Genomic DNA, 22,644 nt, shown 5'->3' with positions numbered 1-22,644 from the left:
TTAGTCAGCCTCCTGGGCAAGAGGCTTGGCGCGGCGCACCGCCAGCCGGTAGGACATCAGCGCGCCCAAGGCCACCAGGGCGATAGCCGCCATCATCGGCAGGGCCGAGGTGCCGCTGCCGTGGCCGACGGCGATGCCGACCAGGGCGGCAAAGCCCATCTGACAGAAGCCCAGAAGCGCCGAGGCGGAACCAGCGTTCTTCGGAAAGGGGCCGAGCGCCCCGGCCTGGGCATTGGGCAACACCAGACCGGCGCCGATCATGAACAGCGCCACGGGCCCGACGATGGAGACCACGGAGAAAAAGCCGGCGCCGTAGAGCACCACGCCCAGGAGGCCGCCGAAGCATTGGACCGCGCCGCCCAGGCTGATCATCCGCTCCAGCCCCAGGCGCCTGGTCAGGCGCCCGGAACCGAAAGTGCCGATCATGTAGCCGACCACGATGGCGGCGAAGCAATAGCCGTAGAGGTCGGGCGTCAGGCCGAGCAGGCCGATCAGCACGAAGGAAGAACCGGAGATGAAGGAGAAGATCCCGGCGTAGCTGAAGCCGACGATCATCACATAGCCGATGTAGCTGCGCTCGCGCAGCAGCGATAGATAAGTGGTGGCCAGACGCGCGGGCCGGGTCGCTGACGGGTCGGGCCAGCGGTTGGTTTCCGGCAGCACGGCGAGGATCGCCACGAAGAGAGCCAGGGCGAAGGCCGCCAGCACCCCGAAATTCGCCTGCCAGCCGAACCAGACCTGCAGATAGCCGCCGATGATGGGGCCGAGAGCGGGGGCCAGCGCCATCGCCATGCCCATATAGGACAGCACCTGGGCCGCCCCCTCGCGGCCATAGACGTCGCGCACCACCGCCCGCCCCAGCACCGGGCCGACACAGGCCCCCAGGGCCTGCAGAAAGCGCGCGGTGATCAAGACTTCGATGCTCGGCGCTGCGATGCAGAGCAGGGTCGCGGCGAGATAGAGCGCGATCCCGCCGAGAATGACCGGGCGGCGTCCGAAGCGGTCTGATAAGGGACCGCAGATCAACTGGCTGCAGGCGAAACCGACCAGAAAAACCGAAAGGGTAAGCTGCACTTCCGCCGCGGCGACGCCGAAGGCCGCGCCGATGGCGGGCAGCGAGGGCAGGTAGAGGTCGGTGGAGATCGCGCCCATGGCGATCAGTCCCGTCAGCAGGACGGCGACGCTCAAGCTGTCGGCTCGGGCCGATTGGACTCCCATCTGGACTCTCTCTTTGGACTCTGGCGATTTGGGCAAGTGGCCTTAGCGCCGGGCGGGCGGCGGCCCTATAGTCGTCGCCGGGCAACAGAACACAAGGGGTTTCGCCATGGCGCCAGAGGAATCGGACGGGCGGCCAGAAGCGGGGGATGAGATGGATTTTCCTTCGGCGGATGCCTATGGCCGCTCCCTGCAGGGGTTCGGCGTCAACATGCTGGTGCGCGATGTCGGGCGCAGCCTGACCTTCCTGTCTGAGGTTCTGCTGGTCGAAAAGGTCTACGCCGACCGGGACTTCGCCGTCTGCCGGCACCGGGGCCAGGAATGGATGCTGCATTCCGACGCCAGCTATCACGCCAATCCGTTGCTTGCCCTCACCGGCGACGGGGCAATTCGTGGCGCCGGCCTGGAACTGCGCCTCTACGGCATCGACCCCGATGCCGCCGCCGCCCGGGCCGACGCCGCCGGCCATCATGTCCTGCAGGCTCCGGCGGACAAGCCGCACGGCCTGCGTGAAGCCTTTCTCGTCGATCCCGACGGCTATGTCTGGGTGCCTTCGGTGGAGAAGGTGCCAAGGTAAAGAGACCAAGTGGTTTTACGATCAGGTACGCGCACCATTCGAGACGGGTCTTCAGTTTTCCTCAATACAAGAGGGGACGTGTTCGGAGGTCCGGCGTCCTTCGAACTCTCGAAGGACGTGACGCTTTCTGGCGGTGACAGGGTGCGTGGCCGGATGCATATCAGCCTCCTTTCGATTTTGGATGAAGACTAATTGGGGTAATATCGTTCAAACATTTCAACTTTTCCGATTTTTTCTTTGGGAGCGAGCCGAGGTGAGCGACAACGCCGTCATCAGCTACGAATACCTTGATCAGAATATTTGGCGCCCTGAGCAGGGTGTTCAGTCAGTCGACAGCATCCAGCCACAAGCTATCGACTGCCCCCATTGCCGTCACAAAGGTATGGCCAATCTCGCGGGTACAAACGGGATTCTCTACAAAAAGAAGTGTAAGGCTTTGCCCATCGGTGGTACGTACCTCTCAGATGTGACAGCGTCTTTTCACTTCTGCCCCAATCCGGAATGTAGAGGACTTGTGGTAGTCGTAAACGATGGCCTGCAGGGACGACTTGCGGTCTTTCCGCCAGAGCTAATCGACTTCAACACAGAGAATGTGCCCTCCCGTTGTCAGCGGACGATCAGCGAGGCAGTCGCTTGTCATGGTGCTGGTTCATATCGAGCGGCCGCAATGATGATCCGACGCCTGTTGGAAGAGATTTGTGATGAGAACGATGCTGAGGGTAAAAACCTCCATGAAAGACTTCAGCATCTAAGAACGCGAATCGTTTTGCCTGAGGCGTTGTTGGACGCAATGGGTGAGCTAAAGCTACTTGGTAATGATGCAGCACATGTCGAAGCTCGACAGTATGACGAGATCGGCAAAGACGAATCAGCGTTAGCGATAGAGCTAACCAAAGAGATAATCAAAGGGCTGTATCAACTGGAAGATCTCTTAGCGCGGCTTCAGGATCGCAAGAGGCCGGGGTGAGTTAGGTGCTCAGTTCTGTTTGGTGACGCGCAGCATAATGGTAACCGCGCTGCGAAGGACGCATGGTCTAGCCGTAGCGGTGGACCCTGCCGCCCTCGCGGCTGAGCCAGTCCTTGGCGCGCTCCATTTCCGGCGTCAGGCTGTCGGTGAGGCGCCAGAAACGTTGCGAATGGTTCAGTTCCATCAAATGCGCCACCTCGTGGGCGACGACGTAGTCGAGCACGTAGTCCGGTGTCAGGACGAGGCGCCAGGAAAAGTTCATGTCGCCCCTGCTGGAACAGCTACCCCAGCGGCTGCGGGTGTCGCGCAGGCTGATGCGGCCGATACGGCGGTCGATCCGCGCGGCCTTTTCGCGGGCCCGCTGGCCGATCTCCCGGTGCGCTTCGCGTTTCAGGAAATCGCCGAGCCGCCGCGGCAGGTGTTCGGCCTGGCCGGAGACGAGGATGCGCCCCTCGCCGCGCCAGACGCCCCGTTTGGCGGCGGCATCGTGTTCCACCACATGATCGACCCCGAACAGGGGGATGATCGCCCCGGGCGCAAAGGCGATGCGCGCCGGTTGGTCTTCCAGGTGTTTCAATATCCATCCGCTGTTGCGTTCGGCGAAGTCCATGGCCTCGCGGATCGCGGCGCGCTTGGGCAGCACCATGACGATGCCGTCGCCGGTTTTGCTGATTCTGAGGCTGATGCGCCGGGCCCGCGGATGGCGCTGCAGTTCGACCGGCACTTCCCGCTCGGCAACCTCAAGGCTGCCGGGTTGCAGGGCCTGAAGGTGGATGTTGCGGGGGGCGGTGCTGCGCAAAGCCATGAATCTCTATAGCGCGGCCTGCCGGATTCCGGCAAGGCCCGGGCCCCGGCCGACTTCAGACGGTTGCGGATCGGCGATCCTTCTCAGTAGGTTATGGGAATGGATAGCCTGCACCGACGCAACAGCCTGCGGCTTGAGGAAATCGGCATCGGCCACAACGCCGGGCCGCCGCTGGTGCAGTCCGCCTGGCATCTCTACGCCTGGAAGCGGGCGCAGAAGGCGGCCTGGAAGTCTCCGCCGGTGGAGGTGGTGCGCAGCCGCGCCAAGCGGGCCCGCGAGCTGGGCATGACCTATAAGCAGTACTGCCTGGAGATCCTGGAGCGCGGGCGCTACCTCTGACTCCGGCGGGCAGCTCTCTTCGAGAGGGACTTTCAACCTGCCGCATGGTTCGAGACGGCCCTTCGGGGCTCCTCACCATGAGGTTGATGAATTGGCCTCACCCTGAGGAGCGGCCCTACGGGCCGCGTCTCGAAGGGTGCGTCAAGATTCCTTCGTCGGCCGGAACCTCTTCGACGTAAATCGCAACACGCTACTCCGCGCGCTCGGCTTCCTTGGTCAGCAGCACAGCCTTGCGGTCGAGGCCCCAGCGGTAGCCGCCCAGCTCGCCGTTTTCGCGCAGCGCCCGGTGACAGGGAATGACAAGGGAGACCGGGTTGGTGGCGCAGGCGCGGCCGACCGCGCGCTGGCCCTTGGGCACGCCCAGGCTCTCGGCGATCTCGGAATAGCTGCGGGTTTCGCCGCAGGGAATGGCGATCAACTCCTGCCAGACCCGGCGCTGAAAGGCGGTGGCCTGGACGTCCAGGGGCAGCTCGGCATTGGGGGTTTTGCCTTCCAGGAAGTCGATCACCACGGCCACCGACTGGGCAATGGAATGGCGGTCGCGGGTGATGCTCTCGGCCTTCGGAAACTCCTGTTCCAGCTCCGCGATCAGGGCCTCTTCGTCGTTGCCGAGGCTGAGGAAGCAGAGCCCCTTGGCGGTGGCGGCGACCAGCAGGCGCCCGAGCGGCGAGGCCACAACGTCGTAAGCAATCTCGGCGCCCTTGCCGCCCTTGGCGTAGGAGGCCGGGGTCATGCCCAGCAGGCGCTCGGCCCGCTCATAGACCCGGCTGGAGGAGCCGTAGCCCGCGCCGTAGGTCGCCTGGGCGATCGACTCGCCCTGCTTCAGCTGTTCGCGGAAGGCGGCGCTGCGGCGCGCGTCGTTATAGTCCCGGGGACTGACCCCCATGGTCCGCTTGAACAGGCGCTGCAGGTGCCAGGGGCTGACGTCGAGCGCGCCGGCGATCTCCGCCAGGGTCATGCGCTCGCCTTCGCTCTCGTCGATCATGGCGCAGGCCTCACGGACCAGCGCGATCTGACGCTCGCCGGCATTCGTTTTTGCCTTCACCGCTTTTTTGGCCCTCTCGATGTCCATTTTCCGCTTTCCCATCCTTAAAGTACCGTGATTTCTGCCTTTTTAGCCAGGTTCGGCAGCCCTCTCTATCCGAAGCTTGCGCATAATTGGGGGAAGGGTGATGTAATCATCTTGCTCAGCTTCTTTCATCGGCACACAATCGCTCTGTCATAAAACAGTAACAAAGATGTCAAAAGAGCATCGCGGCTCATGGCTAGCTTCAGCGCCGAATTGGAACTATCCGAGCCGAAATCAGCTTAGTCGCCTTAACAGGGAAGGAATCCTCATGCGTCTGAACCGCAAAGCCATAACCCTGGCTGCCGCCGCCGCCTTTGCCGGCAGCCTGCCGAGCGCGGCCCTGGCCGCCACCGAGATCAACTGGTGGCATGCCATGGGCGGCAAGCTGGGTGAGAAAGTCAACGAGATCGCCGAGGGCTTCAACGCCTCCCAGAGCGACTACAAACTGTTGCCGGTCTACAAGGGCAACTACACCGAGACCATGACCTCGGCCGTCGCGGCCTTCCGCGCCAAGCAGCAGCCCCATATCGTTCAGGTCTTCGAGGTCGGCACCGCCTCCATGATGGGTGCCAAGGGCGCCATCAAGCCGGTCTATCAGTTGATGACCGAAGCCGGCGAGCCCTTCGACCCCAGCGCCTATCTGGCCTCGGTCACCGGCTACTACACCGACACCGACGGCAACATGCTGTCCATGCCGTTCAACAGCTCCACCCCGGTGCTCTACTACAACAAGGATGCCTTCGCGAAGGCCGGTCTCGATGCCAGCAAGGCGCCGGCGACCTGGCCTGAAGTCGAGGCCGCGGCGCGCAAGCTGCAGGCCGCCGGTTATGCCTGCGGCTTCACCACCGGCTGGCAGTCCTGGGTGCAGCTCGAGAACTTCAGCGCCTGGCATAACGTGCCCTTCGCCACCAAGGCCAACGGCTTTGCCGGGGTCGATACGGAGCTGGCCTTCAACTCCCCGCTGCACGTGAAGCACGTCGGCACCCTGGCCTCCTGGCAGCAGGAGAAGATCTTCGACTACGGCGGACGCCGCTCCGATTCGGCGCCGAAGTTCTATAACCAGGAATGCGGCATGTACATGAACTCCTCGGCGGCCTATGCCGGGGTGAAGGCCAACGCCACGGAATTCGAGTTCGGCGTCGGCTCCCTGCCTTACTGGCCGGATGCCGGCAAGCCGCAGAACTCCATCATCGGCGGCGCCACCCTCTGGGTGCTGACCGGCCATGAGGACGCGGAGTACAAGGGCGTTGCCAAGTTCTTCTCCTACCTCTCCTCAGCAGAGGTGCAGGCCGACTGGCACCAGTTCACCGGTTACCTGCCGATCACCCATGCGGCGGCCAAGCTGACCAAGGAACAGGGTTTCTACGAGCAGAACCCGGGCACCGACGTGGCCATTATGCAGATGACCGCCAATGCCCCGACGGAGAACTCCAAGGGCTTGCGGCTCGGCAACTTCGTGCAGATCCGTGACGTGATCAACGAAGAACTGGAGGCCATCTGGAACGGCGACAAGACCGCCCAGCAGGGCCTCGACGACGCCGTCAACCGCGGCAACACCTTGCTGCGTAAATTCGAAAAGACCGTCAACTAAGGTCCTGTCCCCGACAGGCCGCGGCGGGCCGGGTGCTTCCGGTCCGCCGCGGCTTTCGGGTTCGGCTGATTCCCTATGCAGCACAAGCGGGTCATCTTCCAAGGGCGCGCCCTGCCCTATTTTCTGGTCCTGCCCCAGTTGGCCATCACCCTGGTCTTCTTCATCTGGCCGGCTATCCATGCACTCTATCAAGCGGTTCTGCTTGAGAACCAATTCGGTACAAGTTCACAATTCGTCTGGTTTGAGAATTTTGAAGACCTCTTTGCCGATCCCGGCTACTTGAATTCGTTCAAGACCACCATTGTTTTCAGCCTCGGAGTGACACTGCTGTCCATGGGCAGCGCGCTCATTCTTGCCGCTATGGCAGACCGGGTGATACGCGGCAGCACGGCCTATAAGACGCTGTTGATCTGGCCATACGCCGTGGCGCCCGCCGTCGCCGGCGTTCTCTGGTGGTTCATGTTCAACCCTTCCATCGGGGTCTTGGCCTACGCCCTGCGGCAGCTCGGCTATGACTGGAACCATTACCTCAGCGGCGGCAATGCAATGACCCTGGTGATTATTGCCGCTTCCTGGAAGCAGGTGAGCTACAACTTCCTGTTCTTTCTGGCAGGGTTGCAGGCGATCCCCAAGTCGTTGATCGAGGCGGCGGCCATCGACGGCGCCGGTCCGGTGAAGCGCTTCTGGACCATCATCTTTCCGCTGCTCTCGCCCACCACCTTTTTCCTGCTGGTGGTGAATGTGGTCTACGCCTTCTTCGATACCTTCGGGATCATCCACGCCACCACCTCCGGCGGGCCGGCGCAGGCAACCAACATCCTGGTCTACAAGGTCTACAATGATGGATTCAACGGCGGCGATCTCGGCGGCTCGGCGGCGCAATCGGTCATCCTGATGATCATCGTGGTGGCACTCACGGTGGTGCAGTTCCGCTACATCGAGCGCCGGGTGGAGTACTGAGGGATGCCCGGCAGATGATCGAGAACCGCCCCGTCTTCACCGCCGTCACCCACATCGTGCTGATCCTGGGCGCACTACTGGTCGCCTTTCCGATCTGGCTTGCCTTCGTCGCCTCGACCTATCCGGTCGAGGGCCTGGTCTCCGGCGTGCTGCCGCTCTGGCCCGGCGGCCATTTCCTGGAAAACTACGGCTCCGCCCTTAGCGGCGGCGTCGAGGCGGCGGGCAGCCCGCCGGTGCTGACGATGATGATCAACAGCCTGGTGATGGCCTTCGCCATCGCCTTCGGCAAGATCGCCATCTCCATCATCTCCGCCTTCGCCATCGTCTATTTCAGCTTCCCCTTTCGTACCACCGCCTTCTGGGTCATCTTCATGACCCTGATGCTGCCGGTCGAGGTGCGCATCCTGCCGACCTTCGAGGTGGTGGCGCTGCTCGGCATGCTGGACAGCTATGCCGGCCTGTCGGTGCCCCTGATCGCTTCGGCGACGGCGACCTTCCTGTTCCGTCAGTTCTTTCTGACCATTCCCGACGAGATGCTGGAGGCCGCGCGCATCGACGGCGCGGGGCCCTTACGTTTTTTCTGGGACATCCTGCTGCCCCTGTCGCGCACCAACATCGCCGCGCTCTTCGTCATCCTCTTCATCTTCGGTTGGAACCAATATCTCTGGCCGCTGTTGGTGACGAACGACGAGTCCTACTACACCATCGTCATGGGCATTCAGCGGATGGTCGCGGTGCCGGACTCCGAACCGCTCTGGCACCTCATCATGGCCACCGCGATCCTGGCGATGATCCCACCTGTCTTCGTGGTGGTGGCGATGCAGCGGCTCTTCGTGAAGGGCCTAGTGGAGACCGAAAAATGAGATACGGAAACTAGGAAACGCCATGGCAGACATCTCCATCCGCTCGGTGAAAAAGAGCTACGGCGACACCAAGGTGATCCACGGGGTTTCCGTCGACATCCACGACGGCGAGTTCGCCGTCATCGTCGGTCCTTCGGGCTGCGGCAAGTCGACCCTGCTGCGCATGATCGCCGGCCTGGAGCGCATTACCGAAGGCGAGATTGCCATCGGCGGCCAAGTGGTGAACGAGCTGGAGCCCAAGGACCGCGACATCGCCATGGTGTTCCAGAACTATGCGCTCTACCCGCATATGACGGTCTACGACAACATGGCCTACGGCCTAAAGATCGCCGGCACGCCCCGCGCCGAGATCGACGAACGGGTCGCCGAGGCCGCCGGTATTCTGGAACTGAAGGATCTGCTGACCCGCAAGCCGCGCCAGCTTTCCGGCGGTCAGCGCCAGCGCGTCGCCATGGGCCGCGCCATCGTGCGTAAGCCCGCGGCCTTCCTCTTCGACGAACCACTGTCGAACCTGGACGCCAAGCTGCGGGTGCAGATGCGCCTGGAGATCAAGCGCCTGCAGCGCCGTCTCGGCACCACCTCCGTCTACGTCACCCATGATCAGGTGGAGGCCATGACCATGGCCGACAAGCTGATCGTGATGAACGGCGGCCATGCCGAACAGATCGACAGCCCGCTGGAAATCTACGAACGGCCGGCCAGTCTTTTCGTCGCCGGCTTCATCGGGTCGCCGGCGATGAACTTTCTGCCGGCCGAAGTCGCCGGCGACGGCGGCAGCCTGACGGTCAGCCAGGGCGCCGCCATCCGCCTGTCGAACGGCATGGGCAGCCAGGCCGGGCGGCGGCTGACCCTGGGGGTCCGGCCCGAGCATCTGCACGCGGCGGGCGGCAGCGATCCGGCCTTTACCCTGCAGGTTCAGATGGTGGAAACACTCGGGGCCGACACCCTGGCCCACGGCACCCTGGCGGGTCAGAGCGACAGCCTGACCTTGCGGGTGCCGGGCACCATGAAGATGACCGAGGGCGACAGCCTGCCGCTGGTCGCCGACCCCGGCGCCCTCCATCTCTTCGATCCGGAGAGCGGCCGCCGCATCGCCGATATCTAATTTATCGCTGATATCCGGGCGGAACTACCCAAACAGCTCAACTGCCCGCGACCAGGGCCGGGTCGACGCTCTGCGCCAGGCCCTCGGCGATGTCCTCGCCGGTGCTGGCGTGGGTGAAATGGGTCAGATAGCTGCCGTCCGGGGCCATCAGATAGATGATCGAGGAGTGATCCACCAGATAGTCGCTGGCGTCGGCCTGTTCGACCTTCTTGTAGAACACGCGATAGGCCTTGGCGGCCGCGGCCACCTCTTCCTCGCTGCCGGTCATACCGACCATGGAGGGGTGGAAGTGATCGACGTACTGGGCCAGGGCTTCAGTGGTATCGCGCGCCGGATCGACGGAAACGAAAACCGGCGTCACGGCGGCGGCCTTGGCTTCGCTGGTCTCGGCCAGGATGTCCAGGCCCTGGGTGATGGTGGAGAGGCTGGTCGGGCAGATATCGGGGCAGTAGGTGTAGCCGAAGAAGATCAGCATGTAGCGGCCCTCGAAATCCGCCTCGCTGCGGCGCTGGCCCTGGTGATCGGTCAGGGTGAAGGGACCGCCGATCAGGGCGGTGCCGCTGCTGCGGGTCTCGCTGGAGGTGATCTGCGCCGGGCCCTTGGGCTGAAGCGAGAACCAGGTGCCCAGGCCGATGCCGACCAAGGCCAGACCCAGCGCGGTGATCAGCAGGATACGCAAATTCCTCGGCATCGGCTCAAATCCCCATTGTCATCAGGCGGTCACGGCAAATCGGCCCCGGAGCAGGGTTCCTGGACCATAGTATTGATATAGAAAGCAAAACAGCGCACCGCAATGCGGCGCGCTGTCGCGGACCCGGATTTTTTACCGGATGAGCTGGCAGGATCCGCTTTAAGGCAGGGTTTCGCGCAGTTTGTCCGCCTGGGCGTTGCTGAATTTACGGTCGATGACGATGCTGCGCGCCGTCGCGCCGCTGCCGTAATAGCCGGTATTCAGGGACTCCCGCTCGAAGATCTTGGCACCCTCCAGCGCGCCGCCGCCGAACAGGCCGACGGATTTCGAGAAGGCATAGATGTCGGAAGTCAGATCGGTGGTGCGTGACGCCTCGACGCCGCGGCCGATGGGGCCGACCGAGATGCTGGCATCGGCGCCGAGCTTGAACTCGCTCGACAGCATGGCGTCCACCGCCTTGTCGCTCATCAGCACGAAGACCACTTCCTTCACTTCGCCGCCGACCTGCAGGCCGATGGAGCCGGCGGCCAGGGTGTAGAAGGCCGGCGCCGACCAGGACCCGTCGGTGCCGCGCGCCAGGAAGACGCCCGATCCGCCCTCGGCGCCGATGATGAAACCGCCCTTCACCAACTGCGGCACGATGTAGATGCCCTTGGCGTTCTTGATGAAGTTCGGCAGCTGAAAGAAATCCTTGTCGGCCATCAGGCGGTCGACGCTCAGCCGGGATTCGGTCACCAGGGCTTCGGACTCGGATTCGGCCTGCGCCAGCGCGGTGCCGCCGGCCGAGACAATGAAGAGCGCGGCAGCCATTATCCGCAGGCCGCTCTGAATCGCAGAACCAATCATGAAAAAACCTTCCTGAAAATTGACGACCTCAAAACCGGCCTGAAAACCAGTAGGGGCAAAGCTAACATGGCCTCCTGGTGCTTCGGGAGAGGCAATCATGCGCCCGAAAGGGGTGGAAACCCGCCTATTCCGGTCACTTTTCCGCCTCTTTTCGGTCCGTCCCTTTCTGGGTAACGCCGAAGCGTCCGGCGCCGCCGGGCGGTTATACTTTAGCTACCCGGCATATGGGGGCGTCCGTTGACCAGTGCAACGCGCCAGCTTTCCGGTTTGCCGTCTGTTGCCGCGAAGTGGTCGAGCCGCGTCAACGCGCAGTTGTCGATGGAAAAGGCCAGGGCCGCTTCCGGCGTCAGGCCGAGGGCATGGCCCAGGGCGGCGCGAATAGGTCCGCCATGGCTCACACAGATGATATCGCGGCCGGAAAAACGCTGATTCAGGCGGCTGACGGCGCCGGCTACCCTTTGGCAGACCGTGGCGAAGCTTTCGCCGCCGGGCGGGGTTTCCTCCGCCGGTGCCAGCCAGAAACGATGCCAGTCGCCCTCGCGCTGTTGATCCAGCTCGGCATAGGTCATGCCCTGCCAGTTACCGAAGTTTTGTTCGGCAAGGTGGGGCTCGACGTCGAACTCCGGTTCCGCCGGGTGGTGGTTGACGATGGCCTCGGCGGTCTGCCTTGTGCGCCCGAGCGGGGTGACGACCCAGGCCGCCTGGTCGGGCAGTTGTCCGGCGAGACCGCGAAACACCGCGGTGTCACTGCAGTCGCAAGCCACATCGCGGTTGCCGTAGATCCGGCCGTCGTGGCCGGTCACCGGCGCATGGCGCACCCACCACCAGCGGGTCGTCTCCATTCTCTGTCCTTCCTGTCCCAAAGTCTTTTGCGGTCAGCCGAGGGCGGCGGCGAGCACCAGCAAGACAGCGGTTGCAGCAACCTGCTGCGCGGCGCCCAGAACGTCGCCGGTATAGCCGCCGATCTGGCGCCGTGCCAAGAGCGCCAGCCCACCTTGAAAGAGCACGGTCGCCACGGCGGCCAACACGGCCGCCTGCCAGTCCAGCAGCAGCAAGGCTATGGCCAGGGCGATGGCCGCGGCGGTCAGGGCATCGCTGCCCCGGGGGCGGCCGACATGGGCGGCCAAACCGTCGGGCCGTGCAGCAGGCAGCATTGCCATGATGCTTGCGAGGCCGCCGCGCGACAGGCTTTCCGCGGCGATCAGCACCGCGATCGCCGTCAGAGGGTCGGCGATCGCGGCCAGGCTGAAGCCGCGCAGGGCGACCGTGAGAATCAGGGCGAGGACACCGTAGCTGCCGATCCGGCTGTCGCGCATGATGGCCAGCTTCTGCGCCCGGTCGCGGCCGCCGCCGAAGCCGTCTGCCAGATCGGCCAGGCCGTCTTCATGCAGGGCGCCGGTGATCAGCACCGTTGTGGCAATGGCCAGCAGGGCTGCCGGGATCGCCGGCAGGCCAAATCCGTCCGTCACCAGCAAAACCAGCCCCGCCAATCCGCCGACCAGCGCCCCCACCAGCGGATAGCAGCGGCTCGCCCGGGCCAGGCAGGGGGCCGGGTCCTCGGCAATTTTGCCGCTGGGCAGCCGGGTCAGCAGCGCGACGGCGATCTGCAGGTCCTGCAGCCAGCTTTGCGGCGACAGGCGGGGCGGCGGCGTTTCGGTGGAGGGGGACACGGCGGTGGTCCGTGGTGCAGTGATCTGTTGAGGTTCGGAAGAGGCGTCGAGGTCTGGCTTCGGTGTTTCTTCTTGAGTGTTTCTTCTCGGGTGTTTCTTCTGGGGGCCGTTTATAGGACAGTTCGCCGCGCGGGCCTAATCCTGTCGCGGCCCGTCACAGCTTTGATGTTCGGAGACTTTCTGCCATGAGGACTGCGCCGTCATGACATCCGCGGAGGCAATCGCAAGTTTCGACGAAATCCGCGCTCTGCTGAACGATCTGCCGGCGGCGGATGGGGTGGCGGCGGCGATCGCCCGCGACCGCCAGGCGGAGCTGACCAAGCCCGCCGGCTCTCTGGGACGGCTGGAGGATCTGGCGGTCTGGCTGGCGACCTGGCAAGGCCGCAACCCGCCCTCGGTGGAACGCCCCTACACCGCGGTCTTTGCGGGCAATCACGGGATTGCGCAGAAAGGCGTCTCTGCCTATCCGGCGGAAGTGACGGCCCAGATGGTGAAGAACTTCATCGACGGCGGCGCCGCGGTGAACCAGCTCTGCAGTCTGGCGAACGCCGACCTCAGGGTCTACGAGATGGCCTTGGAGGAGCCCACCGCCGACATGTCCGAAGGCCCGGCCATGGACGAGGAGGACTGCGCCCGGGCCATGGCCTACGGCATGATGGCGGTTGAGAGTGGCATCGACGTGTTGGCCCTGGGCGAGATGGGGATCGGCAACACCACCTCGGCGGCGGCGCTGTGTTGCGGCCTCTATGGCGGCCCGGCGTCCGATTGGGTGGGGCCGGGCACCGGCATCGATGCCGAACGCATGGCCGAAAAGGCCAGGCTGATCGATCAGGCGGTGGCGCTTCATCGGGACAGCCTGAATGATCCCCTTGAGGTGCTGCGCCGTCTCGGCGGGCGTGAGCTGGCGGCGATCGCCGGCGCCATCCTGGCGGCGCGGCTGGCGCGCACGCCGGTGCTGCTGGACGGCTATGCCTGCACCGCGGCGGCGGCGGTGATCCACGCCCTGGACCCGCAGGCGATCGACCACTGCGTGGTCTCGCACGTCTCCGCCGAACCCGGACATAAGCACCTTCTAAAGCGTCTCGGCAAAGAGGCCCTGGTCGATCTCGGGCTGCGCCTGGGCGAGGCCTCCGGCGCGATGGTCGGCGTCCTGCTGCTGAAGGCTGCCGTTGCCTGCCACAACGGCATGGCGACCTTCGCGGAGGCCGCGGTTTCGGGACCCAGCGAAGCAGGCTGAACCGCAAAAAACAAACTGTTCCGGGTGCCGGTTTCTGGGTCTTGCCTTTCCGCGCTGCAGAGCGAGACTGTGCGCCATGAGCGAGACCGCCCCCCAGAACGCTCCTAAGGCTGCCTCTGAGCTCTCCGGCCCGGAGAGAGCTGCCGAGATCTCTCCGCTGGCCGCCACGGCGGCGCCGGCCCCGAACGGGCGCCTGCGCCTGCGCACCCTGATCGTCATCCGCTGGATTGCGCTTGGGGGGCAGGCGATCACCCTGGCGGTCGTCTACTTCGGTCTCGGCTTTGATATTCCTTTCGTGCCGGCCATGTCGGTGATTGCCTTTTCCGGCGTGCTCAATGTGGTGCTGTCGGTCACCCGGCCCAGTGCGACCTGGGCCAGCGACCGCGAGGCGATCTGGAACCTCTGTTTCGACGTGGTCCAGCTTGCGACCCTGCTCGGCCTCACCGGTGGTCTGCAAAACCCTTTTGCAATGCTGCTTCTGGCGCCGGTGGTGGTCTCGGGCTGGGCCCTGTCGCGGCGCAGCACCCTGACGATCTCGGCCCTGGCCTTGTTTCTGGTCTCGATCCTGGCGGTTTGGTATCTGCCCCTGCCGTGGAGCGAATCGGGCATCCTGCTGTCGCCGGTTTACATTGCCGGCGTCTGGACCGCCTTGGTGATTGCAGTGATCTTCATCGCTTCCTACGTGTCATCCGTGGCTCAGGAAAACAGGCAGATGTCGCAGGCGCTGGAGGCAACGCGGCTGGCTTTGGCGCGCGAGCAGCAGCTTTCCGCACTTGGCGGCCTGGCGGCGGCGGCGGCCCATGAACTCGGCACGCCGCTGGCCACCATCGCCGTCGTGGCGCGGGAACTGCAGCGCGAACTGGCGGTGGATTCGCCCTGGCGCGAGGACGTGGAACTGCTCCATGCGGAATCCCTGCGCTGCCGTTCCATTCTCGCCGGGCTGGCCGAACGGCCGGCCTGGGACGACGGCTCGCCCTATCACCGCTTGCCCATGGTGGCCCTGGTGGAGGCGGCGGCCGGCCCGCATCAACGCGACGGCGTGACGGTTGAAATCAGCGCCGGTCCGGCGATCGACAGCGACGCCTCCCAGCCGACGGTGATCCGCAATGCCGAGGTGCTGCACGGGCTTGGCACCCTGATACAGAACGCGGTGCAGTTTGCGCGCCGCAAAGTGGTTGTCGACCTGACCTGGGACGAAGAGTCGGTGATGCTGCGGATCATTGACGACGGGCCGGGCTTTGACGTGACCGAACTCAGCCGCCTGGGCGAGCCCTACTATTCAACCGGCTCGCGCGACCGTCGGCGCGGCGGCAGTCAGCACATGGGCCTTGGCATCTTCATCGCCCGCACGCTGCTGGCGCATTTCGGCGCCGGTATCGAATTCTCGAACGAGATCTCAGGCGGCGCGGTGGTGGAGATTCGCTGGCCGCGCCATCGCTTGGAAGTGGTTGAAGTGTCGCCGGCGGCGAGCGCCGCAAAGCAAGGTGACGGACGAGAAGACGGATAGGAGAAGAGAATGGTAAGCGAAGCTGAAGCGCAGGCCGCAGCGCGCGAACTGGTTATTGTCGATGACGATCAACGCTTCTGCGATCGTCTGGCACGGGCCATGGAGCGCCGGGGTTTTTCCGTGCGCACGGCCTATACCGTGGCCGATGGCCTGGCACTGTCTCAGGCTTCGGCGCCCGGCTATGCGGTAGTGGATCTGCGTCTCGATGACGGATCGGGCCTTGAAGTGGTACAGGCCCTGCGTGCCGCGCGTGAAGATGCCCGGATCATCGTTCTGACCGGCTACGGCAACATCGCTACGGCCGTTGCGGCGGTTAAGGTCGGGGCGACGGACTATCTGCCGAAGCCGGCGGATGCCGATCAGGTGGAAGCGGCTTTATTGGAACAGGAAGAGGTCCTGCCGCCGCCGCCCTGCAACCCGATGAGCGCCGACCGGGTGCGCTGGGAGCATATTCAACGGGTCTACGAGCAATGCGACCGGAATGTTTCGGAGACGGCGAGGCGCCTGCGCATGCATCGGCGCACGCTGCAGCGTATCCTGGCCAAATACGCGCCTAGGAACTGACCGCCATGTTGGCCGGCGCCGCCGCACGGCGGTGCCTGGTCAGGGCGGCGCCCAGGCGTTCGCTGGCTTCTTCCCGGGTGATCTTTTCGCTCAGCAGGTCATCGAGATAGTAACCCTGGAACAGCCATATGCCGAGCTTGCCGCCCAGTTCGATCGCGTCGTCGCTTTCGCAGCGTGAAAGGATGACACGCTTTGGATCGACCCTTTCCAGGGCGTCGCGCAGACTGCTGCGGTTCTTGCCTTCGATCTGGCTGCGCAGGCTCTTCGACCACTGCAGTTTCAGCAGCTCGGCACCGAGTTCCTTGCGGTTGACGTAGGGCAGCGAGGTTTCGGTGATGCCGTCCAGACAGATCCGGTAACCACGGTCCAACAGGTATTCACGCACGAAGAGGTAGCGGGTGACATCGGCGTAGATGTCCTGCATCTGCAGTTCGATGATGATGGTGTTGCGCCTTTGCCGGTCGATCTGTTCGTCGAGTTCAAGGAAACGTGGCGACAGCAGCGAAGCGATGTTGATGTTCAGGCTGAAGGAATGCTTCAGCGTGGCGTCGTCGTTCTTGCCGAGCCAGGCCAACATGCGTTGGTCGAGTTTGGTGGTGAGATACTGGAACAGCCAGGGGTCGGAAAAGATGTCCTGCCCGGGCAGCAGGGTATCGCGCAGCGAGGTCATCGAGGTGAAGAGCTCGTAGAAGAGCGGTTGCGGCCTGCCGTTTTCGTCCATCTCGCAGACCGCCTGGCGGCTGGTCATGGTCGAAAGATCGGCCTGGGTGATGGCTTTTTCCACCGCGACAAGATCGGTGAGGGTGATCGGGCTGTGTTTGGGCTTTGTGCGTTTGTCGGCGTGGGCGGCGTCTTGCTTCTCGCGGGCCTCGACAAGGGATTGGGCGCGGTTCAACACCTCCTGGTATTCGTCGCCGAGATCGAAGTGCCTGTAGAAAGCCGCCTTGGCGCAGGGCTCGCTGGCGAAGAAGGGATCCTCCTTCAAGATCCGGCAGAGGCGTTTCATGGTGGCGTCGATTTGCGTCGCGCTGTCGCGGTGATAGACCAGAAAAAGGTCGTTGTTGAACAGATCGAAGAGGCTGGCGTCGTTGGTTTTTGCGACCCGGGCCATCATGGTCTGAGCGACATTCAGGCATTCAGGCAGGCGGTCGAGATCGATCAGTCTGGAGAGATGGATCTGGACGGCCAGATAGTCACTGCCGCTGCGTTCCAGGCGCTTAATGTGATTGAGTAAGGCCTGTTCCTGCATTTTCTGCTGCTCAGGCGAGCGTGCCATGGTCGACGCTAGCTCCCACTATCCACATCAAACTCATTAGCTGTTTAGGCTAAATAACCGCTCGCCTCTTTCAATTCAGTTAACGCTATTTATGAAGCCTATAGCATGGCGTGTTAATTCGATGCGGCGCTGCCTTGCATAACGAGGGCGGGCATAACGAGGGCGGCCTTCTCCTCAGACGCCCAGCGCTTGGCCGGGCCGGGAGTACATCCACCGGACGGTGTCGGATTGGGGACGGCGACCCATTCCGGCTGATTACGGTCCGTATCAACCGGTCGCCGCAGGTTCGCGGGTCCGGTCGGCGCTGCTTCAGGAGTTGGCTGCGGCGTGTTGTTGCGCCACGGTCCGGCGATGGCGCGCAAGGGCGGCGCTCAGGCGCCCGGCGGCTTCGTCACGGGTGATGTTCTCACGCAGCAGATGATCCAGGAAGTGCCCCTGGAACAAGTGGATGCCCAACTCGTGACCCAGCTCGATCGCATCGTCACTTTCGCAGCGGGTCAGAATGATGCGCGCCGGATCGGTTTTCTCGATTGCCGACCGCAGGCCCTTGCGATTGCGGCCCTCCACCTGGCTGCGCAGGGTTTTCGACCATTGCAGCTTGACCAGTTCCGCGCCGATATCGGCACGGTCGATGTAGGGCAGCGACAACTCGGTGACGCCGTCAAGGCAGATGCGGTAGCCACGGTCCAGCAGGAAGTCGCGCACGAAGAGGTAGCGGTCGACATCGGCGAAGATGTCGAGCGCCTGCAGTTCTATGAAGATGGTGTTGCGCCGCTTCTGATCGAGTTCTTCATCCAGTTCCAGGAATCGCTGCGACGACACCGAGGTGACATTGACGTTGATGCTGAACGAGTGCCGCAGGGTCGCATCGTCGTTCTTGGCGAGCCATGCCAGCATGCGCTGGTCCAGCTTTGTCGTCAGATGCTGGAACAGCCAGGGGTCCGAGAAGATGTCATGACCGGGCAACAGGGTGTCGCGCAGCGTGCTCATTGAGGTGAAGAGCTCGTGAAACAGCGGTTGCGGGCGGCCGTTTTCGTCGAGTTGACAGATCGCCTGGCGGCTGGTCATGGCCGAAAGATCCGCTTGGGCGATGGCCTTTTCGACGGCTGCCAGGTCGGCGAGGCTGATAGGCAACGCGTTGCGGCGCGGACCGCTGGCCGACCTCTCCATTTCCGCCCGTTCGGCGAGCAGCGACAACACCCGCTCCGATAACGTTTCGTAGCCCTCGCCCAAATCAAAGTGACTGCAGAACGCCGCGTCGGCTTCAGCGCCGGCGGCGAAGAAGGGGTCTTCCCGACAGACCCTGCGCAGCCGGTTCAGATCCTCTTCGATCTGAGCTGCATTGCTACGATGATAGACCAGGAAGAGATCGCTGTTGAAAAGCTCGAACAGACTGGCGTCGTGGGTTCTGGCTCCCCGGTCCATCATGGTCCGGGCGATGTTCCGGCAGTCCGGCAGCCGGTCGAAGGCGATCAGGCTGGAAAGGTGTATTTGAACGCAAAGATGATCCTGTCCGTTGCGCTCCAGACGTTTGATGTGGTTCAGCAAGGCCTGTTCTTGCATGGTCGACTGTTGGCTGACAGAGGCTGTCATGATCGCCGTGGGATCCTGATTGTGAGCGGGATTCGGGCAGTAATAACAATCATATTGATTATCTTTCATTGCATTTCAGTTAATACTATTAACTAGATTTGCTGGTCGGCTGAGGCTTTGCGGCAAGGCTGTCTGAATCCCGGGCCGTTGGACCCGGCGGCGGCAAGACCGTGGTTTCGGCGTGGGTCCTGATCGGCGGGGGTCTTGATCGGATTGCCCCGGAATGAGAAACAACTGCGGGCGCGGTGTCGCGCGAAACCCAGCAGGACCGGATGCAGTCGATGAGTGAAGAAACCGATCTGACAGCCTTGATCGCCCGCCTGAAGGGCGTCCCGGTTCTGGTCTTGGGCGACTTCATGCTGGATCGCTTCATCTATGGCGGCGTCGAACGCATCTCGCCGGAAGCGCCGATCCCGGTGATGCGGATAGAGCGCGAGGCCGCCATGCTGGGCGGCGCGGGTAATGTGCTGCGCAATCTGGCGGCGCTCGGCGCCCAGCCGCTGGGGGTCGGCGTGGTGGGCCGGGATGCCGCCGGTGATGACGTGGCGCGCCTTGCCCGCGACTGCCTCGCGCCGGTCGGCGGCAGCATCGAACTGCTGAACCCCGCCGGGCGGCCGACCACCATCAAGGAACGCTACGTTGCCGGCGGTCAGCAGTTGCTGCGGGCCGACCGCGAGGCCTCGGGGGATCTCGATGCCACAAGCGAGGCCGCGGTTATCGAGGCGGCCCTCGCCGCCATGAAGGATGCTGCTGCTGTGATCCTCTCCGACTACGGCAAGGGGTTGCTGAGCCCGGTGGTGATCGCCGCCGTGGTCGAGGCCGCCGGGCAGCGCGCCTGCTCCCTGGTGGTCGATCCCAAGGGACGCGATTTCACGCGCTACTGCGGCGCCGGCTGGATCACACCAAATCGCCGCGAACTGCAGGAAGCCAGCGGTCTTCCCGGCGGCAGCGATGAAGACGTGGTTGCCGCCTGCCGCCGGATCGTCGAAAGCGCCGGCATCGGCGGTGTTCTGGCGACCCGCAGCGAGCAGGGCATGACCCTGGTTGAGGGGAGTGAGAATTCGACCGCAGGCGTCGTTCATCACCTGAAGGCCGAGGCGCGGGAGGTCTATGATGTCTCCGGCGCCGGAGACACCGTTGTGGCGGTCTTTGCCGCAGCCCTGGGGGCCGGGTTGCAGCCTGTGCAAGCCGCGGGTCTGGCCAACACCGCCGCGGCCATCGTTGTCGGTAAACTCGGAACCGCCGTGGCCCAGCCGCAGGAGATTGCCCAGGCGTTCCATGCCAGCGAATTGATGGCGGCGGAATCGAAAGTCGTCGATCTGGACAATCTGCTCGACCGGGCCGCGCGCTGGCGCCAGGCGGGCCTGCGCGTCGGTTTCACCAACGGCTGCTTCGACCTGCTGCATCCGGGGCATGTCTCTCTGCTGCAGCAGGCCGAAGCCGCCTGCGACCGTCTGGTGGTGGGCCTCAACAGCGATGCCTCGGTGCGCCGTCTGAAGGGCGAAAGCCGTCCGGTTCAGGGCGAAGCGGCGCGGGCTGCGGTGCTGGCGTCTCTCGCCAGCGTCAGCCGGGTGGTGGTGTTCTCCGAGGATACGCCGATGGCACTGATAGAAGCGCTGCGCCCCGAGGTTCTGGTCAAGGGCGCCGACTACAGCATCGACGAGGTGGTCGGCGCCGAGGTTGTGCAGAGCTATGGCGGGCGGGTGGTGCTGGCTGACCTGTCTCCCGGCCATTCGACCACGGCGACGATCAAGCGGCTGGAAAGCAGCGGTTAAGGCGGGTCCCTCGATATCTGGGTAAGGGGTATCAGGGAGCGGTGAAACCTTCGGGGTCGATCAGGCCCATCAGGCGGCGCGCAGCGGTCTGGGCGAAACGCAGGGTGACAGCCTTTCTGCGGGCGGCGTTCAGGGGCCGGAGCGCGCTCTCTCGAATCACGGTGGCCCCATAGGCGTCGGCCACCAGCAGGCCATGATCGGCGGGAATCAAAGCCTGCGGGAAGTCTTCGGGGACGGCGAAGAAAAAGCGGTCACAGTAGTCCAGGTATTCCGGCCACTTCTTGTCGCTGCGAAAATCCTCCACGCTTGACTTGATCTCGATGATCGTCAGCCCGCCCTTTGCGTCCAGACACATCAGGTCGGCGCGCCGGCCGGATCGCAGGGTGAACTCGGAGAGGCAGACAAGGCCAAGGTCGGCATGAAAGCGGGTAAGGCCACGCGACAGCAAGGCAGCGGTACTGCCGCGTTCGGCTGTTAACGTCTCTGTACGCCGGGGCGCGGCGGTGTCTGTTCGCGGGTCTATGGTCGGGCGGCCGGGCATGCCCCAGGATAACGCCCTCCGGGGCGGCATTCAAAGCCGGTCCGGCGGCGGCAGGCTACTTGGAAGGAGCCTGAATCAGAGCAGGGCCTGCAGGGCGAAGGCCAGAGCGACGGCCGGGATCAGCCACAGCGCCGCGGTGATCGCATAGCCGAGGATGGCAAAGGAACGTGTTGCGGTGCCTTCGCTGAAAAGCCGGTTGAAGGTGCGTTGTTCGCGCCCCATCAGCAGAACCAGATAGAAGCGCCGCCGCCCGATGGGGATCGACCGGCGCAGTTCCACGGCGTGCTTGGCGATGCCGCGGGCGCCGAACATCTGCTTGATCGCGGCACACTGTTCTTCGCTGAAGCTTGCCGCCATCTTCGGGTCGATGCGCTTGAAATAGTGCTCGATGAAAGGATCGCGCTGGTCCGCCGGCTGGCTCTCGGCCTGACGGGACTGCCGGGCTGTGACTGTTGCCGCTTGATGCTTGGTTTCGCGGGCCGTGGTCTTACAGGCCAGGGTTTCGCGATTCAGGTCTTCCGGAGAAGCGAACTGTTGGAACATCTTTCAGCAACTCCCTGTTGCAGCGGGCGATCTCCTCAAACTGTCACAGCAGCTTTAAGAAGCTGTTAAGCTCTCGGCGTCTTTGGCCGGTATTCGCCACAAAGTCTCCCAACCGCGGGCAGCAAGGGTGCAAGCGGCGCGCCCTGCGCCTATATTCAGTCCTGCGCCTGTGCTGCAGAGGGGTTTTCCCCACAGCCTGCCTGACCGTGCCCGGAGGGGCGCTGCGCCGGCCGGCGAGACGGCCCGGATAGAAGAAGACGGAGAAAGAACAGGATGAAACCCTCAGCCCCGGCCTGGCTAAGGCCCGCCGTCGATTACGGCCCCCTGGCCATATTTCTCGGGGTCTATTGGATGAGCGATCTGATGGCGGCGACCCTGGCGATCATGATCGCCACCGCCGTTGCTCTGGTGCTGTCCTTTGCCATCGAGCGCCGCTTGCCGCCGATGCCCCTGGTGACCGCGGTTGTGGTCGGGGTCTTCGGCGGACTGACGCTTTGGCTGGAAGACGAGACGTTCTTCAAGATGAAGCCGACGATCGTCCAGCTGTTGTTTGCGGCCATACTGTTCGGCGGCCTGTTTTTTAAGCGGCCCCTGTTGAAGCCGTTGCTTGCTTCGGTCTGGCCGTTGGATGAAGCGGGCTGGACGAAGCTTTCCCTGCGCTATGCCTGTTTCTTTGTCGTCATGGCCGCCCTCAACGAAGTAGTCTGGCGGACCCAGTCGACCGATTTCTGGGTGAATTTCAAAGTCTTTGGGATCCTTGTCCTCACCTTTATTTTTGTCGCGGCGCAGATCTATTTCATGCGCGGGCACATGCTGCCGGAAGAGGGCGATGAGGCTGAGGAAGACAAAAGGCAGGAAAGCCCAGGCGGGTTAGGGCGTTAGTCCCGGCAGCCGGCCCGGTGATACGCCT

At 63.7% G+C, this 22,644-nt stretch carries 23 protein-coding genes; 12 read left to right on the top strand and 11 right to left on the bottom strand.

Going from position 1 to position 22,644, the window contains the following annotated elements; translation table 11 throughout:
* Entirely contained in the window at window positions 1–1,218 is a 1,218-nt protein-coding gene (locus ACP146_RS23390; protein ID WP_422369167.1) for a multidrug effflux MFS transporter, read from the bottom strand.
* Window positions 1,219–1,324: 106 nt separating this feature from the next.
* On the opposite strand from ACP146_RS23390, the gene ACP146_RS23385 reads away from it, so the two are divergent.
* Together ACP146_RS23385 and ACP146_RS23380 are read left to right on the top strand one after the other, a co-directional pair.
* Window positions 1,325–1,792 (top strand): VOC family protein, encoded by a 468-nt coding sequence (locus ACP146_RS23385; protein WP_422369166.1) that lies wholly within the window; start codon window positions 1,325–1,327, stop codon window positions 1,790–1,792.
* Window positions 1,793–2,045: 253 nt separating this feature from the next.
* Window positions 2,046–2,759 carry a DUF4145 domain-containing protein gene (locus ACP146_RS23380; protein WP_422369165.1) on the top strand — a complete coding sequence of 238 codons (714 nt, stop codon included), beginning with the start codon at window positions 2,046–2,048 and terminating at the stop codon, window positions 2,757–2,759.
* Between the two features lie 67 nt (window positions 2,760–2,826).
* Here ACP146_RS23380 and ACP146_RS23375 read toward each other — a convergent pair whose 3' ends face one another.
* Complete coding sequence (locus ACP146_RS23375; protein WP_422369164.1) at window positions 2,827–3,564, bottom strand: M48 family metallopeptidase; 738 nt, start codon at window positions 3,562–3,564, stop codon at window positions 2,827–2,829.
* Between the two features lie 99 nt (window positions 3,565–3,663).
* Between ACP146_RS23375 and ACP146_RS23370 the strand changes: the two genes are divergently transcribed.
* Window positions 3,664–3,903 carry a hypothetical protein gene (locus ACP146_RS23370; RefSeq protein WP_422369163.1) on the top strand — a complete coding sequence of 80 codons (240 nt, stop codon included), beginning with the start codon at window positions 3,664–3,666 and terminating at the stop codon, window positions 3,901–3,903.
* Between the two features lie 190 nt (window positions 3,904–4,093).
* On the opposite strand, the gene ACP146_RS23365 is transcribed toward ACP146_RS23370, so the two are convergent.
* Complete coding sequence (locus tag ACP146_RS23365; protein ID WP_422369162.1) at window positions 4,094–4,975, bottom strand: methylated-DNA--[protein]-cysteine S-methyltransferase; 882 nt, start codon at window positions 4,973–4,975, stop codon at window positions 4,094–4,096.
* 265 nt (window positions 4,976–5,240) lie between these two features.
* Between ACP146_RS23365 and ugpB the strand changes: the two genes are divergently transcribed.
* The 4 genes from ugpB (at window position 5,241) to ACP146_RS23345 (ending at window position 9,491) form a co-directional block, all read left to right on the top strand.
* Window positions 5,241–6,563 (top strand): sn-glycerol-3-phosphate ABC transporter substrate-binding protein UgpB, encoded by a 1,323-nt coding sequence (gene ugpB, locus ACP146_RS23360; protein ID WP_422369161.1) that lies wholly within the window; start codon window positions 5,241–5,243, stop codon window positions 6,561–6,563.
* Window positions 6,564–6,638: 75 nt separating this feature from the next.
* Complete coding sequence (gene ugpA / locus ACP146_RS23355; RefSeq protein WP_422369160.1) at window positions 6,639–7,523, top strand: sn-glycerol-3-phosphate ABC transporter permease UgpA; 885 nt, start codon at window positions 6,639–6,641, stop codon at window positions 7,521–7,523.
* A 14-nt stretch (window positions 7,524–7,537) separates the two neighbouring features.
* The gene (ugpE, locus tag ACP146_RS23350) at window positions 7,538–8,386 is read left to right on the top strand and encodes a sn-glycerol-3-phosphate ABC transporter permease UgpE (RefSeq protein WP_422369159.1); all 849 of its coding nucleotides are present in this window, start codon (window positions 7,538–7,540) and stop codon (window positions 8,384–8,386) included.
* A gap of 22 nt (window positions 8,387–8,408) precedes the next feature.
* The gene (locus ACP146_RS23345) at window positions 8,409–9,491 is read left to right on the top strand and encodes a sn-glycerol-3-phosphate import ATP-binding protein UgpC (RefSeq protein WP_422369158.1); all 1,083 of its coding nucleotides are present in this window, start codon (window positions 8,409–8,411) and stop codon (window positions 9,489–9,491) included.
* Between the two features lie 37 nt (window positions 9,492–9,528).
* On the opposite strand, the gene ACP146_RS23340 is transcribed toward ACP146_RS23345, so the two are convergent.
* The 4 genes from ACP146_RS23340 to cobS all read right to left on the bottom strand — a co-directional run bounded on the left by ACP146_RS23340 (window position 9,529) and on the right by cobS (window position 12,698).
* Entirely contained in the window at window positions 9,529–10,182 is a 654-nt protein-coding gene (locus ACP146_RS23340) for an SCO family protein (RefSeq protein WP_422369157.1), read from the bottom strand.
* Between the two features lie 159 nt (window positions 10,183–10,341).
* Entirely contained in the window at window positions 10,342–11,028 is a 687-nt protein-coding gene (locus tag ACP146_RS23335; protein WP_422369156.1) for a lipid-binding SYLF domain-containing protein, read from the bottom strand.
* A 209-nt stretch (window positions 11,029–11,237) separates the two neighbouring features.
* Window positions 11,238–11,870, bottom strand: coding sequence for a histidine phosphatase family protein (locus ACP146_RS23330; protein WP_422369155.1), 633 nt, complete (start codon window positions 11,868–11,870; stop codon window positions 11,238–11,240).
* Window positions 11,871–11,903: 33 nt separating this feature from the next.
* Window positions 11,904–12,698 carry an adenosylcobinamide-GDP ribazoletransferase gene (gene cobS / locus ACP146_RS23325; protein WP_422369154.1) on the bottom strand — a complete coding sequence of 265 codons (795 nt, stop codon included), beginning with the start codon at window positions 12,696–12,698 and terminating at the stop codon, window positions 11,904–11,906.
* Window positions 12,699–12,900: 202 nt separating this feature from the next.
* On the opposite strand from cobS, the gene cobT reads away from it, so the two are divergent.
* From cobT to ACP146_RS23310, 3 genes are all read left to right on the top strand, one after another.
* Window positions 12,901–13,935: a nicotinate-nucleotide--dimethylbenzimidazole phosphoribosyltransferase gene (gene cobT, locus ACP146_RS23320; protein WP_422369153.1), complete on the top strand. Its 1,035-nt coding sequence runs from the start codon at window positions 12,901–12,903 to the stop codon at window positions 13,933–13,935.
* A gap of 76 nt (window positions 13,936–14,011) precedes the next feature.
* Window positions 14,012–15,442 (top strand): ActS/PrrB/RegB family redox-sensitive histidine kinase, encoded by a 1,431-nt coding sequence (locus ACP146_RS23315; protein WP_422369152.1) that lies wholly within the window; start codon window positions 14,012–14,014, stop codon window positions 15,440–15,442.
* Window positions 15,443–15,451: 9 nt separating this feature from the next.
* The gene (locus ACP146_RS23310; protein WP_422369151.1) at window positions 15,452–16,006 is read left to right on the top strand and encodes an ActR/PrrA/RegA family redox response regulator transcription factor; all 555 of its coding nucleotides are present in this window, start codon (window positions 15,452–15,454) and stop codon (window positions 16,004–16,006) included.
* Here ACP146_RS23310 and ACP146_RS23305 read toward each other — a convergent pair.
* Together ACP146_RS23305 and ACP146_RS23300 are read right to left on the bottom strand one after the other, a co-directional pair.
* Complete coding sequence (locus tag ACP146_RS23305; protein WP_422369150.1) at window positions 15,996–17,282, bottom strand: hypothetical protein; 1,287 nt, start codon at window positions 17,280–17,282, stop codon at window positions 15,996–15,998. The genes ACP146_RS23310 and ACP146_RS23305 overlap by 11 nt on opposite strands.
* A gap of 309 nt (window positions 17,283–17,591) precedes the next feature.
* A complete protein-coding gene (locus tag ACP146_RS23300) occupies window positions 17,592–18,875 on the bottom strand; it encodes a hypothetical protein (RefSeq protein ID WP_422369149.1) in 1,284 nt (427 codons plus the stop codon).
* Window positions 18,876–19,156: 281 nt separating this feature from the next.
* On the opposite strand from ACP146_RS23300, the gene rfaE2 reads away from it, so the two are divergent.
* Entirely contained in the window at window positions 19,157–20,650 is a 1,494-nt protein-coding gene (rfaE2, locus tag ACP146_RS23295; RefSeq protein ID WP_422369148.1) for a D-glycero-beta-D-manno-heptose 1-phosphate adenylyltransferase, read from the top strand.
* 31 nt (window positions 20,651–20,681) lie between these two features.
* Here rfaE2 and ACP146_RS23290 read toward each other — a convergent pair whose 3' ends face one another.
* A complete protein-coding gene (locus ACP146_RS23290) occupies window positions 20,682–21,191 on the bottom strand; it encodes an MmcB family DNA repair protein (protein WP_422369147.1) in 510 nt (169 codons plus the stop codon).
* A 75-nt stretch (window positions 21,192–21,266) separates the two neighbouring features.
* Window positions 21,267–21,734: a hypothetical protein gene (locus ACP146_RS23285; protein WP_422369146.1), complete on the bottom strand. Its 468-nt coding sequence runs from the start codon at window positions 21,732–21,734 to the stop codon at window positions 21,267–21,269.
* A gap of 273 nt (window positions 21,735–22,007) precedes the next feature.
* On the opposite strand from ACP146_RS23285, the gene ACP146_RS23280 reads away from it, so the two are divergent.
* Window positions 22,008–22,616 carry a septation protein A gene (locus ACP146_RS23280; RefSeq protein ID WP_422369145.1) on the top strand — a complete coding sequence of 203 codons (609 nt, stop codon included), beginning with the start codon at window positions 22,008–22,010 and terminating at the stop codon, window positions 22,614–22,616.
* Window positions 22,617–22,644 lie beyond the last annotated feature (28 nt).

This window comes from Pelagibius sp. (assembly GCF_965249265.1).
GTDB lineage: Bacteria > Pseudomonadota > Alphaproteobacteria > Kiloniellales > Kiloniellaceae > Pelagibius.
Note: the sequence above shows the minus strand (reverse complement) of the source record. Positions and strands in the feature narration are given on the sequence as shown.